Raw genomic sequence first — 14,024 nt, 5'->3', positions numbered from 1 at the left:
GGAGAACACGCGTATGAAACGTCTCATTTTGGCCCCGATCATGGGCGGACTGATCCTGTCGGCATATCCCGCAGCCGCGCAGGATAGGGCTGCATCTGGCAACGCGCCTGTGGTGCGCGATGGCGCATGGCACTCAAAACAGCAGCTCTACCTGCTCAATCTAAGCGCGGCGGATGGCTGGTATTTCATCCCAGGCGGAGTGCGTTACAAATATCTCACCTACACCGGATCGCAGCAAAAGCCTGCGGTGTCCGACACTGTCACGGTTCATTACGAGGGCCGATTGATCGACGGGTCCGTGTTCGACAGTTCTTATGAACGCGGCGAGCCGGCTAAATTTCCTTTGAGCAACCTGATCAAGGGCTGGCAACTCGCCATACCGCAGATCGGCATTGGCGAAGCGATCGAAGTCGCGATTCCAGCGGACCTTGCTTACGGCCCGCAAGGCAGCGGCCCAATTCCGGGCGGCGCGACATTGATTTTCAAGATTGAGCTGCTCGATATCGGCGGTTAGGCAACCCGAAACAATTTAAGCTCAATTGCCAGCCGCTAATCAGGCCAATGTCGCAGCGCTTCTCCATCGCTGAACAAATGCTCTGCCCCCCACTTCGCCATCTCACGGTATAGCGGGACCAGTGCACGCCCGCTTTCCGTTAGAATATAGGTTGCACGCTTTCCCTCTGGCGGGTCGCGCACCAACAGCCCTGCTTCTTGGAGGATTGCCAGCCGCGATGTGAGCGCGGCGCGATTGATGTCCAATCGCTCGACAAATTGTTCAAACCTGCAGGCGCCCAAGAATGCTTCGCGCAGGATCAACAACAACCAGCGATCACCCAGCAATCTGGCAGATCGACCAATCGGACATGGCGCTTTTGAGGGACGATAGCTTTTCATATTGGCACTGGCTCCTAGTCCATCTGTAATACAGACTTGTCCCCAGCGCGCGCAAGCTGCATAACATCTGCTTTCCAGACTTTATGCGGAGCCTCCTTATGACCCAATCCCGTTTCGACAGCCCCGAAGCCTCGCTTGCCTATATGAAGAAAGTCGCGGTGAAAGGTTCAGGGTTCTCAAATTGGCTCCAAGTTGAACCGCGTCTCGTGTGGCAAGGCGCGAGCGAGCTGCGCCTTATATTGCGCCCTGAAATGACCCAGCACCACGGCTTTGCCCACGGCGCAATCGTTGGCTTGATGGCCGATAATGCATGCGCATGGGCCGGAGCATCGGTCGCAGGCGATGTCGTCACAGGGTCATACACGATCAACTTTCTGCGCCCCGCCCTTGGAGACAGCCTGATAGCCAAAGGCGAGGTCATCAAACCAGGCAAACGCCAAGTGGTCGTCCGCAGCGATGTTTGGGCCGAAAGCAAGGACGCCGATCCCATCCATGTCGCGACCGCGCAGGCAACCATTATTCCCACCGGCCAAGTGAAATGATAGACTTCGCCGGACTGCTCTGGGGAGGGATTGTAAATGGACGCGCAGCTTTACCAATTAATCGCAGCCAACGCAGTGTTTGTCGCGACCCATTTCATCATGTCGCACCCGCTGCGCGCACCCATGGTCAAAGCGCTGGGCGAAACCGGGCAGCAGATCGCCTATTCGGTCATCAGTCTGGGGCTGCTCGTCTGGATCTATTTCGCATTCACCGCATCGCCGCCGGCTGATTTACCGGGATCGGGCACAGCCGGCTGGATCATCGCAACCGCGCTGACTTTGCCGATGACAGTGCTTTATGCAGGATCCATGATCGGCAATCCTGCGCTGGGCATGCCGGGATCAGAGGATATGGCCCGCGCCGAGCCCAAGGGTGTCTTCACCATTACGCGCCATCCCATGATGTGGGGGTTTGCGCTGTGGGCGCTGTCACACATGGTTCTCTTCTGGAGCTGGCGCACCATGATCACCGCTTTTGCGATGGGGCTGCTCGCGCTGGTCGGCGCGCATATGCAGGACGTTAAGAAACGCGCGCTGATGGGGGATGCGTGGGAGCAATGGGAAGAGCGCACAAGCTTTTGGCCGCGCCTCACAGGCTTTGCGTCAGCGGGCGCAGTGCCATGGGTGATTGGGATTGTTCTGTTCGCCGCGCTCAGCTGGGCGCATTTGCCGATTGGCGGGATTGCTGCTGGTATCTGGCGCTGGCTCTAACGGTTTGGCGGCGCCGCGCCCTCAGCGCCAAAACCCTGCGCCTTTAACCACTGGACCTGCGCGCCCTGAGCATCGGAGGTGAAGGTCAGATCGTGGCCAGCGCCTTCGAAGGCCTGAAACGCACTAGCTTGAATCAACTCGCTTAACTCTTTGCCATGCGCAAAGGCCACCACATTGTCCGCCGTGCCGTGCTGGATCAGCAGGGGCAATTGCATGCCATCAAGCTTGCCCGCATTGTCATAGGTGTCTTTCAGCAAGGGCCGCACCGGAAACATCGGCAAAGCATCGGCCGCCGCATCAGTAAGCGATGTGAACGGCGAGACCAGGATCAGCGCGGCGGGCGAATACTCCTTGGCCATTTGCACAGCAACACCCGATCCCAGCGAATTGCCGCCAATAATGATCTGGTCAGGCGAAAATCCCTGCTCGGCCAGAAATGCCATGGCGGTGCGCCCATCATCATACAGCCCCTGCTCCGATGGCTCTCCCGGATTGCCGCCATATCCGCGATAGGAAGCGAGCAGCACGCCATATCCTGCACGCGCGATCGCTTGGGTCTCGATTGTAGCACCTGCCAGCGATCCGCCATTGCCATGAAACCACACCGCAACCGGCTGGCCCAATTCAGGCTCCCGCCAATGCGCGACAAGATCGAGGCCATCAGGCGTGAGCAATTTCACCGCTTCAAATCCGGGCGCTGGATCGCGGCTTTCCTGCGGGGCAGGGTAAATAAACCGTCCTTGCAAAGCGAACAGGATGGCGAGCACCGTCAGATAACAAACGGCAATCGCGACTAGGATGCGAAACGCCAAAACGCCCATGACTTATTCGCCCCGAAAAACCGGATCGCGCTTTTCGATCAAGGCCGCGACCCCTTCGGCGTGATCGGCAGTGGAATGCATCATCGCCTGCGTGTTGGCCGCCAGTTCGAGCGCGTTATCATAGCTCAATTCGCGCCCCTGCCGCAGCAATGTCTTGGCCTGACGCAGGCTGTGCGGCGGCAATTTGGCGACTTTTTCTGCCAGCTTATGCGCTTGTGCCATCAGATCATTGGCAGCGACCACCCGGCTGACCAATCCCCAATCGAGCGCGGTCGGCGCGTCAATCACATCTCCTGTGAAAAACAGTTCCGCTGCGCGCGCATCACCAATGATCCGCGGCAAAATCCAAGTCCCGCCATCGCCGGGAATTATGCCGAGCTTCAGGAAAGTGACGCCAAATTTCGCTTTCTCACTCGCAATGCGCATATCGGCAAGGCAGGCCACATCGCATCCCAGCCCAATCGCAGGCCCATTGACCGCCGCGATTACCGGCACGCGCAGGCCGTACAGCGCGCGCAGGATAAGATGGATATTGTCGCGATAGCCGTCCGATATGGCAGGCGCGGTGCCGCCAAATGCGCCCGTCTTGTCGCGCATGGCTTTCACATCGCCGCCGGCTGAAAAGGCCCGGCCCGCGCCCGTTAAGATAACGCAGCGCACCGTCAGATCGCGATTAATCGCATCACAAATGCTGCGAAATTCATCGCCGTCCCCCGGCGCCCCAAGAGGGTTCATGGTTTCCGCCCGGTCAATCGTCAGCGTTGTGACCGGGCCATTTTGGTCAAGGTTAATCAGAGCCATATTCGCCTGATAGTCCACGTATTGCGCGAATGCGACCAGCAATATTGCGCTTGCTCCCGCACTTGAATTGCACGGGCGTTCAACCCACCTGATTTACAAGGCACGTCATAGAGCAGAGGCCTGTTCCCCGGCCGCTGTCTTGTTGCAATGTGCTAGCATATTGCTTCGCCGATTTTGGAGATTCGCTATACCACCTGTGCGTCTGATGTTTGCGGCTGGACTGCTTTTGATTGCACAAGGCGTAATCGCAGCGCCCGCACAGGCGGAAACGGGGGAGAATGCGGCACGTCCGGCGTCGTCAGTCACAGCAGCTTTTGCCAGCGTCCAAGCTGGTCAGCAGCAGACGAGCGGGCAATTGCTGTCGCTCAATTGGTCACTGACATCTGGCCAAGAAACACAGGTACAACAATCTGGCGGCCAGGAAGCTGGAGAACAGCAACCCTCCCTGCCGCCTGCGTCTGGCGATGATGCTATCGTCACCGACGAGCTGGAAAGCGGCGCATCGCTGGATGATCCATCACAGGGTTCCAGCGCCCAAACCGGCGAGGACGAAGGCAACGAAATCGTCGTCGAAGGCGAATACGGCCCGCCGCGAAACGATCCGGTCGAAGCGCTGAATTTTGAAAGTTATCGGATCACGCAGGCAGTTGACGATGCCTTTGTCGAGCCTGTTGCCTATGCCTATCGCGATGGCCTACCGACCCCCATTCGCGATGGTCTGGGCAATGTCGTGCGCAATCTGGGCGAGCCGGTGAATGCGCTCAACTTTCTGCTTCAAGGCAAATTTGGCAAAGCGCTGGGTTCGCTCACCCGGTTGCTGATCAATTCAACCCTCGGCCTTGGCGGTGTGTTCGATATGGCAGAAAAGCCGGGGATCGGCATTCCGTACCGGCGCAATGGCTTTGCCAACACGCTGGGATTTTACGGGGTTGAGCCGGGCGCATATCTCTATCTGCCGTTCACCGGCGCGACGAGTGTGCGCGATTTGATCGGCAGCGGGATTGACCAGCTTGTGCTGCCTGTCGCGGTCGGCGCACCGTTCAACACGCCCGAATATGCGCTGCCCTATTTCGTGGTGAACTCGCTCGATGCCCGGCTGGAAGTGGATGCGGAGCTTGCCCGGATTGACCAGACGGTTGACCCCTATGCCGCGCGCCGTGACACGTATCTGGCTCGCCGCGAACGCGAGATTGCGCTGTTACGCGGCGAGGAACCACCCAAGCCGCCGCTGATCCTGCTGGAGGTTGAAGGCGTGATCGAACCGGGCGATGATTATCCGGAAGAGTTTGAGGACGCGGAAGGCGGGGATGGCGCACAATCGCAAACACCACCGCTCAGCCTGAATTTTGAGCGCGGCGAAGTGATGGCCGGGCAGATTAGGTAGGTTTCTTCAATCGGCGGTACCTGCCCCTTCTCGACGCTCAGAGGCTTTCGCTTCAAGTTCTTCGCGGTTGTCGATGATGCTCTGCTTTAGCTCGAGCATTCCGGCGCGTTGCTCTCCGGCCTGAACAAGACAGTCTTCGTCTTCGGCAAAGCGTGCCTTGGTGGCGATATCCCACGCATGGACATCATCGAGCGTGGACAGCCAGACATCAATGTTTTCGCTTGCCCATTCGTTGAACATCGGCCCAAGCGTTGCGAACATCGCGCCGTAAAGCGCGCCTTCGCCACCGGGCGGAAAGTCACGGCATGCAAGACGCGTGCGCCATCGCAATTGGCTGGCGTAGAACCAGAAGAGGCCGTCTCGCCTTTGTGAACCATCTTCAAACGTGCGCTGAGCAAGGATCAGCATGTCGCTGGGGTGCCGAAGCTCTATACCTTCGCGCAGTTTTCTAAGCGGCATCGAAAAAGGCGTCTCAAAGCCCATGCATCCCAAGAAGCCCGCAGACTGGCCGCCAGTCTCTAGGGCTTTGCAAGACTTGTAGCGCTCTTCGAGCCCGAGACATCGGAACAGCTCCGCCTCGTCTGGCTGCTCGCCGACTTGCGCCTCGCATGCCTCGACCTTTGCCTGAAACTGGGGGTTCCTTGGATCGATTGTGTCTGCGTTCGCCGCTGCACCGGGTGAAACCCCAGATGTAATCAGCGCTAGAAAAATGCCGAGCAATTCGTCCACAGTCAGCCTTAGCCCGCCGCTTCCTCAACACCGCCTGTATCAACGCCTGCTGAATTGTGTTTCAGCGCTTTCAGCACCGTTTCGACAATCTGCGGGGCGTTCAATCCGGCCTCGTCATATTGCTTGTCGGGCGCGTCATGATCCTGGAAAGTATCGGGCAAGCGCATGGTGCGCACTTTCAACCCGTTATCGGTTAGCCCTGCATCGCTGGCGAATGTCAGAACATGCGCGCCCAAACCGCCAATCGCGGCTTCCTCGACGGTCACCACCACTTCATGTTCGCGCATCAGGCGTTCGATCAGATCTTCATCCAATGGCTTGGCGAAACGCAAATCGGCAACCGTTGTCGAAAGCCCCTTGGCCTCAAGCGTGTCAGCCGCTTTCTTGGCTTCTTCCAAACGAGCCCCGAGGGAAAGGATCGCGACTTTGGACCCTTCGCGCACAACGCGGCCTTTGCCGATTTCCAATGCGTGCAGTGTTTCAGGGATTGGAACACCCGTGCCGCTGCCGCGCGGATAGCGGAACGCAATCGGGCCATCGTCATATTGGGCCGCCGTATAGGTCATCAGCGCCAGTTCCGCCTCATCTGCAGCCGCCATCACCACCATATTGGGCAAGGTCGCCAGATAGGTGATATCAAAGCTGCCCGCATGGGTGCAGCCATCCGCGCCGACAAGGCCGGCCCGGTCAATCGCAAATCGCACTGGCAGGTTCTGGATCGCGACATCGTGGACCACTTGGTCGTAAGCGCGCTGGAGAAAGGTCGAATAAATCGCCGCGAACGGGCGCATGCCCTGGGCAGCAAGGCCAGCGGCGAAAGTCACGCCGTGCTGTTCGGCAATGCCGACATCAAAACTGCGTTCCGGATGCGCCTTGGCAAAACGGTCCACCCCGGTGCCCGATGGCATAGCCGCTGTGATCGCGCAGATGCGGTCGTCTTCATTCGCGAGCTTGACCAAAGTGTCGCCAAACACATTCTGATAGGCTGGCGGGCCAGCGGACCCTTTCTGCTTTTCGCCTGTCACCACGTTGAATTTGGGCACACCGTGATATTTGTCGGACGCTTCTTCGGCGGGTTTGTAGCCCTTGCCTTTTGTCGTCACGACATGGATCAGCACCGGACCTTCTGATGTGTCGCGCACATTTTCGAGCACGGGCACCAGATGATCCAGATTGTGCCCATCAATTGGGCCGACATAATAAAAGCCAAGCTCTTCAAACAAAGTGCCGCCCGTCACCATGCCGCGCGTATATTCTTCGGCCTTGCGCATGCCTTCATGCATGCGGCGGCTCATTTTCTTGACCGCCTTGGACGCGAGGCTGCGTAGGCCGAGATATTCCGAAGAGGACACCATCCGCGCCAGATAGGCAGACAATCCGCCAACGGGCGGCGCAATGGACATATCGTTATCGTTGAGGATCACGACGAGCCGATTGCCCGCTTGGGCCGCGTTGTTCATCGCTTCATAGGCCATGCCCGCGCTCATCGCGCCGTCACCGATGACCGCGATGCCCCGGCCCGGTTTATCATTCATCTTGTTCGCCATGGCAAAGCCAAGCGCTGCCGAGATCGAGGTCGAGGAATGCGCCGCGCCAAACGGATCATATTCGCTTTCCGCCCGCTTGGTGAAACCGGACAATCCGCCGCCTTGGCGCAAGGTGCGGATGCGGTCGCGCCTGCCGGTGAGGATTTTGTGCGGATAGCATTGGTGGCCCACATCCCAGATCAACCGATCATCGGGTGTGTTGAACACATAATGGATGGCGACGGTCAGTTCGACAACGCCTAAGCCCGACCCCAAATGCCCGCCCGACACGCTGACGGCATCGATCATTTCGGTGCGCAATTCATCGGACAATTGGCGCAATTGCTCCGGTTGGAGCTGGCGGAGCTCATCGGGTGTCGGGACCGTATCGAGCAGCGGAGTTTCGGGCGTTTGAGTCATATCAAGCCCGCTCTACACGGCAATAACGTGCCTGTCGATGAACGGTTAACCTTTGGAATTGCGGGAAGTGCGGCTGTGGGTGACTGAATTGTGTGACAATTTTGCCTGTAAAGCCCGCTTGCCCGCAAACAGGATTGCTCAGGTGCACAAATGGCAAAGCCCGCGCACTTCGAGCACGGGTCGTTCTGCTTTGAACGCATTGGCAGCGGCAAGCGAGCGCAAGGTCGCGCTGATCTCTTCATTATCGACATGCTTGGCTTCCCCGCATTCATCGCAGACGAGGAAAATGCAATCATGCACACAGCCGGGATGGGTGTTGGCGAGAAAGGCGTTGGAGCTTTCCACGCGCAGCGCCAAATTGTTCGTCACAAACACATCGAGGATGCGGTAAATGCTGTTGGGCGCCACCCGCTTGCCGCGCGCGGCGGTCAAGCGGTCTGCGATATCATAGGCAGACGTCGGGCGGTCCTGTTCGGCAAGATCAGTAAAAACAGCCTCGCGCATGGAAGTCCACTTTTCACCCTGCGCGACCAAAACGGATTTGGCCGATTGGATTAGCTGCGCGCCTTCAAGGTCTGAATGCGAGTGTGCTTCTGCTTGGGTCTCCACCTGAGCGGATGCAGTCTGTGTGTTTGTCATGGCACCGATATAGCGACACGCAGGGCGATTGTCAGGCGCTATCGCGCAGGAATTGGGCGCGGTAATCGTTCGGGAACATCACTTTTAGCGAGCGAACCTTGGGTTTGTCCCAGCGCAGAATGTATCCGTGGCGGGGGTTTTTGGCCATGAAATCCTGATGATAGGTTTCCGCGGCAAAGAATTTGCGGTGCTTTTCAATGCGTGTGACGATAGGCCGCTTCCACACGCCTGACTGGCCCATTTGCGCCAGATAGGATTTGGCAACGGCGCGCTGTTCCGCGTTAAGCGGCACCAAAGCTGAACGGTAATGCGCGCCCACATCTGGACCCTGGCGGTTCTTCAAAGTTGGGTCAGCGACGACTGAGAAAAGATGCGCAGCAATTCGTCATAGCGCACCACGTAAGGGTCGTAAGTGATCTTGACCGCTTCGGCATGGTTGGTGCCGCCTGCGATGATCTTGGAATAGCTGGCATTGCCCGCTACTCCGCCGTGATAACCAGCGACAGCCGATTTCACGCCTTTGACGTGGCTGAACACTCCTTCGACGCCCCAAAAACATCCGCCTGCAAAAATCGCGGTTTTGAGGCCTTTGCCTTCTTTGGCTATCCGCTTGGGCGCAGGAGCGTTTACCGGTTCTTCGGCAGCCAGAGCAGGGGAAGCGCATCCGCTCACCACCAGCGATCCAGCCGCGCAGGCCATCGCAATTTTCCGCATTGATCAAGTCTCCGTAGGGACGTCGACGATCCGAAATTCATCCGAAGCCTGGGGCGCTTGGGCAGGTTCTGCAGCCGCCGCAGGGGGCGCCAGATTATCCGCCCACGTATCCGCATTGGCCGCTGCAACGAGCAGTGTTCCGGCGATAAAGCCAAAGCCAAGAAGGCGGTAAAGGTCGGGGGCGAATAGGCGCATTGTTTCTGCTCGGTTGGTTGCGGTTCGTCTCTATGTCAAAATATGCTTAACAGGCCGTTGCACCCATCGAGCTTACGCAAGAATGAATGCCCGTACCTGTGATGCATTTCGCGGCATTCGCTCAAAAAGTTACGGGCAATTGCGTAAAAAGCTGCAGCCGCACCCTTACGTGCAATGCCGGAGGAGCGTGTTTACGGTGCGACCACAGTGAGCCCGGTCTTGCGCAATGCTGGAGGCATTTGGCCGCTTAACGCGACATGCGTGGCGTTAATGGCGGAAGTGCCGCATCCCGGTAAACACCATGGCGAGGCCCGCATCATCCGCCGCCTCGATCACTTCATCATCGCGAATCGAACCACCCGGCTGAATGACAGCGCTCGCCCCTGCTTCGGCGGCAGCCAGCAGGCCATCGGCAAAGGGAAAGAACGCATCAGATGCGACCGCGCTGCCTTGCGTGCGCGGATCATCCCAGCCATGGGTTTCGGCAGCTTCCGCCGCCTTGATCGCAGCAATCCGCGCCGAATCGCGCCGGTTCATCTGGCCGGCCCCTATCCCCGCGGTGGCACCGTCTTTGGCATAGACAATCGCGTTTGATTTGACATGGCGAGCAACCGTCCAGGCAAACAGGCAGTCTTTCAATTCCTGCGGCGTGGGCGCGCGTTTGCTCACGATTTTAAGTTCAGCCTCAGACACCGCGCCATTGTCGCGGCCTTGCACCAGCATCCCGCCTGCAATGGACTTCATCGCAAACCCGCCCCGGCGCGGATCTGGCAGAGTGCCGCATTCCAGAATGCGCAGATTCTTTTTCTTGGCAAAAACCGCGCGCGCATCCGCGCTCACTTTGGGCGCAATGACGACCTCGGTGAAAATCTCCGCAATCGCCTCGGCTGTTGCGCCATCCAGTTCGGTGTTGACCGCCACGATCCCCCCAAAAGCTGACACGCTGTCGCATTGCAGCGCGTGGCTCCATGCCTCCCGCAAAGTGGAGCCTTGTGCCACTCCGCATGGATTGGCGTGTTTGACGATCACCACCGCCGGGTCTTGCCCGGCAAATTCGGCCGCCAGTTCCAACGCGGCGTCTGCATCGTTCAAATTGTTGTAGCTGAGCGCTTTGCCTTGCAATTGCTGGGCTTGCGGCACGCCTGCTCCGCCGACAACCTGCGGCACATAAATGGCAGCAGATTGATGCGGGTTTTCGCCATATCGCAGCGTGTCCGCCCGCTTGAACGCCAGCGGCATCGTTTCGGTAAACGGGGTCGCGTGCAAAGCCTCTGCGCCCAGTGGATGCGTGAAGGCATCACCAAATGCGAACCAATTGGCTATCGCTGCATCATAGGCAGCGGTGCGGGCATAGGCCTTGCCCGCCATCCGAATGCGAAAAGCATCAGACGTCGCGCCGTCATTCGCGTCCAACTCCTCAAGCAAAGCACTGTAATCGGCAGGGTCGGTCAGAATTGTCACAAAACCGTGGTTCTTGGCAGCAGAGCGCACCATCGATGGCCCGCCAATATCGATATTCTCGATAATTTCCTCGCGGCCCGCGCCTTTTGCGACGGTCGCCTCAAACGGATAGAGATTGACCACCACCAGATCGATTCCGCCGATGTCATGCGCCTGCATGGCAGCGACGTGTTCAGAATTGTCGCGCAGGGCCAAAAGCCCGCCATGGACCGCAGGGTGCAGCGTTTTAACCCGGCCATCCATCATCTCGGGAAAGCCGGTAAGGTCCGAGACATCGCGAACATCAAGCCCCACCTCACGCAAGGTGCGCGCCGTGCCGCCCGTGCTGACCAATTCGACGCCGCGCGCTGCCAAGGCTGCACCCAATTCGGCCAAGCCCGATTTGTCAGACACTGACAACAGCGCCCGTTTGATCGCCATATCACCCATGCGTTTTGGTTATCCCATCTTCTTCAAAAGCCAAGAGAACTGCCCGCCGCCGCGCGATGTCAGCCCCTCGATCACCAACTGTTCGGTGGAAACCGCACGGCCTTCGCTATCGACCCATAGACTGTCTTCGTTCGACAATTCGACATCGCCAACCCCTGCCACATCTGCGCGCAGGCGGAATTGCCATAGACGGCCATCGGGCAGCAGCAGGCTGGCTCCGCGTCCATCTTCGGACATATGCACCTCGACACCCGCGCCCAGATGAAAGCGGATTGCAAAACCCACTTTGCCATTCTTGCCCTTGCGCGATGCGGGCAGCAAAATGTCCTCGCCCGCAAGCTCGCTCCCGTCGGCGCGCAGCGACAATGTGCGGCTATGCGTCAATCCAAAGCGCGCGACATAACCGTCATGCGAAGCAGAAACCCGAACCGCCTCGCGCCCGTGTTTTTGCAGCGAGCGATGTTCGACATCGACCGTCTCTGCCCCTTTGCCAAGCTTGCCATGCAGCAGCACAGCGGTCGAATTGGCATTGTCGAGCACCAGTGTGGAATGCGCCGCCGTGGCGCGCAAACCCTGGCCGATGCGCGCAGGCACTTGCCCGCCAGCCAGCGCTGATCCGCCGCAATTGACGATGATGCGGGTGGGCCCATCGGACATTTCAAAAGCCAGCGTGGACGCGCACCCGACCCGCGCAAACCGCGCGCGCGGCGGCGGGGCGGTGTCAAATTGCACCAGAGTTTCACCCCCGCGCATACGCTGAAAACCCCATTGCCCCGCTTCGGCAAGCGGGCGAGTGCGCACACCGCTGGCCGCAATCACAGCGGAAACCCGGTCTGCCGCAATCGCGTTCTGGCCCTGCCAATTACCCAAAGCGCCATCGCCGTGCCGCAGCGCCAAAAGCGGGGGAACCAGCAATTCGCGCAGGACAATCAAAGCTTGCGGCACGTCCTCATCCACCGCTTCATAACAAGCGATAAGATCATTCAGCAGCGCAATCGTGTCCATCTGCACCGATGCACAGCGCGACAAAACGCCGCCATCTTCACCAATCAGATCTCCCAAGGCGCGGATCAATCCCGCCTCGCCATACAGCTTGCGTGGTTTGCCTTCGGGCAGGAGCAGCCCGGCAGCGGTGATCCCGGCCCAGCCTGCAACTTCGCCAAAACCCGTGCTGGCGCGCGAGGTCTTGCGATCAAGCCAGGTGGCGGTTTCATCAATGGCTTTAAGCAGGCGCGAACGCAGAGCTTCATTGCCGCCGCCCAGGATCAGCGGAGCATAAACCAGCCAGGCCATCAGCCTCAGCCCGGTGCGCTCCACTTCCCACGCCGCGCCTTTGCCCGTCTGGCGATTGGCATCGAGCCACAATCCCGTCACCCGCTCAGCCACAGGAATGCAATCACCGCGCGGCGCGCTCGCCGCAAGATCGCTCAACCAGCCAAAACTGTGCACCGATCGCTCGATGCCGGGGCTGAGCCGGGTGGAACCGGAAAAGTCCACCTGGCCAATCGGCGCTTTGACCGAATGAACCAGAAAATGCCCGGCCCGCAAAGCGACACCGGCAGCGCGGTCGCCTGTATTGGGGCTGGTAACTGTGGCCAGCAATCGCAGCGGCGCAGCGCGGCGAAATGGAGCCGCCAGCGCCTGACGCGGAACGCCCAGCCGGTAAGCCAGCCGGATCAGCGCCTCGCCCGGCTTTGCGCGCGGCGCAACCACATCAGTGATCGCCAGCGCGCGCGAGGGTTCTATTGCTGCTTCGCCCTCTTGCTCGATGGCCTCACCTGTTAATGCTTGGGGTTCATCATCCCCGCCCAATGGCAGCGCGCTATCACCGGCAGCCTGTGCCGATCCCAATTCGGCTGGATTCGCCGCCTCCTGGTCTTTCTCGCGGAACAGCCCCTGCATTACGCTTTTCCCTTCAACGCCGCGATATTCGCCGCGTAACATTCTTGCCCACCTTTGAATGTGGCTGATCCTGCGACCAGCACGTCTGCGCCCGCTGCCACGCATTCTTGCGCGGTCTGTTTGTTGACACCGCCATCCACCTCAAGGTGAATAGCGCGCCCTGTTTGATCGATCATTTGTCTGATCGCTGAAATTTTATCGAGTTGAGAGCGAATAAAGCTTTGCCCGCCAAAGCCCGGATTGACGCTCATCACCAGAACCAGATCAACCAGATCCATCAGGTTATCGAGAACATCCACCGGCGTTCCGGGGTTTAGAACCACGCCCGCTTTGCAATCCAAAGCCTTGATCGCTTGCACCGTGCGATGAATATGCGGTCCCGCTTCGGGATGGACGGTGATGATATCCGCGCCTGCATCGGCAAAGGCCTGAAGATACGGATCAACCGGCGAAATCATCAGATGCACGTCAAACGGTTTATCGGAATGCGGGCGCAAAGCCTTCACCACGTCCGGCCCAATGGTGAGATTGGGCACAAAATGCCCATCCATCACATCAATATGCACCCAATCTGCCCCAGCGGCATCGATCGCACGCACCTCTTCGCCCAACCGCGCAAAATCGGCTGAAAGAATGGAAGGTGAGATCAGCGGTGCTGGCATGACATAATTCGCATGGGTTGGAGCGCCCTTTCGTGCGCACTCTGCCATACGGCAGCGCCAATTGCGCTAACAGGCGGGCTGAGCATATTTCTGCATGTTTTCCACGATGCTACAGCTTTATGAAAGCGTTTGGCGGGTGTGTGAACGCTCCACACGATAAAATTCAGCGTTAATTCACGCACTTTTGCGCATAA

Annotated in this window: 14 protein-coding genes and 1 pseudogene; 4 read left to right on the top strand and 11 right to left on the bottom strand. The window is 58.8% G+C overall.

Features of this window, described 5'->3' with window-relative positions; all coding sequences use genetic code 11:
• Positions 1-13 precede the first annotated feature (13 nt).
• On the top strand, positions 14-514 hold the full coding sequence (locus AC0V6L_RS06140) for an FKBP-type peptidyl-prolyl cis-trans isomerase (protein WP_486153455.1): 501 nt from the start codon (positions 14-16) through the stop codon (positions 512-514).
• Between the two features lie 35 nt (positions 515-549).
• Here the strand turns inward: AC0V6L_RS06140 and AC0V6L_RS06135 are convergent, their stop codons facing one another.
• Positions 550-894, bottom strand: coding sequence for a winged helix-turn-helix transcriptional regulator (locus AC0V6L_RS06135; protein ID WP_486153454.1), 345 nt, complete (start codon positions 892-894; stop codon positions 550-552).
• A gap of 98 nt (positions 895-992) precedes the next feature.
• On the opposite strand from AC0V6L_RS06135, the gene AC0V6L_RS06130 reads away from it, so the two are divergent.
• Positions 993-1,436: a PaaI family thioesterase gene (locus AC0V6L_RS06130; protein WP_486153453.1), complete on the top strand. Its 444-nt coding sequence runs from the start codon at positions 993-995 to the stop codon at positions 1,434-1,436.
• 36 nt (positions 1,437-1,472) lie between these two features.
• Complete coding sequence (locus AC0V6L_RS06125; protein ID WP_486153452.1) at positions 1,473-2,147, top strand: NnrU family protein; 675 nt, start codon at positions 1,473-1,475, stop codon at positions 2,145-2,147.
• On the opposite strand, the gene AC0V6L_RS06120 is transcribed toward AC0V6L_RS06125, so the two are convergent.
• Together AC0V6L_RS06120 and AC0V6L_RS06115 are read right to left on the bottom strand one after the other, a co-directional pair.
• Entirely contained in the window at positions 2,144-2,968 is an 825-nt protein-coding gene (locus tag AC0V6L_RS06120; RefSeq protein WP_486153451.1) for an alpha/beta hydrolase, read from the bottom strand. The genes AC0V6L_RS06125 and AC0V6L_RS06120 overlap by 4 nt on opposite strands.
• Positions 2,969-2,971: 3 nt before the next feature.
• Complete coding sequence (locus tag AC0V6L_RS06115; protein WP_486153450.1) at positions 2,972-3,769, bottom strand: crotonase/enoyl-CoA hydratase family protein; 798 nt, start codon at positions 3,767-3,769, stop codon at positions 2,972-2,974.
• A gap of 205 nt (positions 3,770-3,974) precedes the next feature.
• Between AC0V6L_RS06115 and AC0V6L_RS06110 the strand changes: the two genes are divergently transcribed.
• Entirely contained in the window at positions 3,975-5,153 is a 1,179-nt protein-coding gene (locus AC0V6L_RS06110) for an MlaA family lipoprotein (protein WP_486153449.1), read from the top strand.
• A 6-nt stretch (positions 5,154-5,159) separates the two neighbouring features.
• On the opposite strand, the gene AC0V6L_RS06105 is transcribed toward AC0V6L_RS06110, so the two are convergent.
• The 8 genes and pseudogenes from AC0V6L_RS06105 to rpe form a co-directional block, all read right to left on the bottom strand.
• Positions 5,160-5,882, bottom strand: coding sequence for a hypothetical protein (locus AC0V6L_RS06105; protein WP_486153448.1), 723 nt, complete (start codon positions 5,880-5,882; stop codon positions 5,160-5,162).
• An 8-nt stretch (positions 5,883-5,890) separates the two neighbouring features.
• Positions 5,891-7,828, bottom strand: a complete 1,938-nt coding sequence (dxs, locus tag AC0V6L_RS06100; RefSeq protein WP_486153447.1) for a 1-deoxy-D-xylulose-5-phosphate synthase — start codon at positions 7,826-7,828, stop codon at positions 5,891-5,893.
• 138 nt (positions 7,829-7,966) lie between these two features.
• Positions 7,967-8,467: a Fur family transcriptional regulator gene (locus AC0V6L_RS06095; RefSeq protein ID WP_486153446.1), complete on the bottom strand. Its 501-nt coding sequence runs from the start codon at positions 8,465-8,467 to the stop codon at positions 7,967-7,969.
• 31 nt (positions 8,468-8,498) lie between these two features.
• Positions 8,499-9,181, bottom strand: a pseudogene (gene msrA / locus AC0V6L_RS06090) (peptide-methionine (S)-S-oxide reductase MsrA).
• A gap of 3 nt (positions 9,182-9,184) precedes the next feature.
• Entirely contained in the window at positions 9,185-9,376 is a 192-nt protein-coding gene (locus AC0V6L_RS06085; RefSeq protein WP_486153445.1) for a hypothetical protein, read from the bottom strand.
• A 267-nt stretch (positions 9,377-9,643) separates the two neighbouring features.
• A complete protein-coding gene (gene purH, locus AC0V6L_RS06080) occupies positions 9,644-11,266 on the bottom strand; it encodes a bifunctional phosphoribosylaminoimidazolecarboxamide formyltransferase/IMP cyclohydrolase (RefSeq protein WP_486153444.1) in 1,623 nt (540 codons plus the stop codon).
• 9 nt (positions 11,267-11,275) lie between these two features.
• The gene (locus AC0V6L_RS06075) at positions 11,276-13,210 is read right to left on the bottom strand and encodes a heparinase II/III family protein (protein ID WP_486153443.1); all 1,935 of its coding nucleotides are present in this window, start codon (positions 13,208-13,210) and stop codon (positions 11,276-11,278) included.
• Complete coding sequence (gene rpe, locus AC0V6L_RS06070; protein ID WP_486153442.1) at positions 13,168-13,830, bottom strand: ribulose-phosphate 3-epimerase; 663 nt, start codon at positions 13,828-13,830, stop codon at positions 13,168-13,170. The genes AC0V6L_RS06075 and rpe overlap by 43 nt, the downstream gene beginning before the upstream one ends.
• Positions 13,831-14,024 lie beyond the last annotated feature (194 nt).

The organism is Erythrobacter sp. JB1-15 (assembly GCF_057365035.1).
This window is presented reverse-complemented; position numbering and strand designations above follow the sequence as displayed.

What these genes read in the sequence shown, in the direction of transcription:
- AC0V6L_RS06125 (WP_486153452.1), top strand. Translation starts at nt 1,473, where the DNA reads ATGGACGCGCAGCTTTACCAATTAATCGCAGCCAACGCAGTGTTTGTC.
- AC0V6L_RS06130 (WP_486153453.1), top strand. Translation starts at nt 993, where the DNA reads ATGACCCAATCCCGTTTCGACAGCCCCGAAGCCTCGCTTGCCTATATG.
- AC0V6L_RS06110 (WP_486153449.1), top strand. Translation starts at nt 3,975, where the DNA reads ATGTTTGCGGCTGGACTGCTTTTGATTGCACAAGGCGTAATCGCAGCG.
- AC0V6L_RS06075 (WP_486153443.1), bottom strand. Translation starts at nt 13,210, where the DNA reads ATGTTACGCGGCGAATATCGCGGCGTTGAAGGGAAAAGCGTAATGCAG.
- AC0V6L_RS06115 (WP_486153450.1), bottom strand. Translation starts at nt 3,769, where the DNA reads ATGGCTCTGATTAACCTTGACCAAAATGGCCCGGTCACAACGCTGACG.
- AC0V6L_RS06095 (WP_486153446.1), bottom strand. Translation starts at nt 8,467, where the DNA reads ATGACAAACACACAGACTGCATCCGCTCAGGTGGAGACCCAAGCAGAA.
- AC0V6L_RS06135 (WP_486153454.1), bottom strand. Translation starts at nt 894, where the DNA reads ATGAAAAGCTATCGTCCCTCAAAAGCGCCATGTCCGATTGGTCGATCT.
- AC0V6L_RS06085 (WP_486153445.1), bottom strand. Translation starts at nt 9,376, where the DNA reads ATGCGCCTATTCGCCCCCGACCTTTACCGCCTTCTTGGCTTTGGCTTT.
- dxs (WP_486153447.1), bottom strand. Translation starts at nt 7,828, where the DNA reads ATGACTCAAACGCCCGAAACTCCGCTGCTCGATACGGTCCCGACACCC.
- AC0V6L_RS06140 (WP_486153455.1), top strand. Translation starts at nt 14, where the DNA reads ATGAAACGTCTCATTTTGGCCCCGATCATGGGCGGACTGATCCTGTCG.
- AC0V6L_RS06120 (WP_486153451.1), bottom strand. Translation starts at nt 2,968, where the DNA reads ATGGGCGTTTTGGCGTTTCGCATCCTAGTCGCGATTGCCGTTTGTTAT.
- rpe (WP_486153442.1), bottom strand. Translation starts at nt 13,830, where the DNA reads ATGCCAGCACCGCTGATCTCACCTTCCATTCTTTCAGCCGATTTTGCG.
- purH (WP_486153444.1), bottom strand. Translation starts at nt 11,266, where the DNA reads ATGGGTGATATGGCGATCAAACGGGCGCTGTTGTCAGTGTCTGACAAA.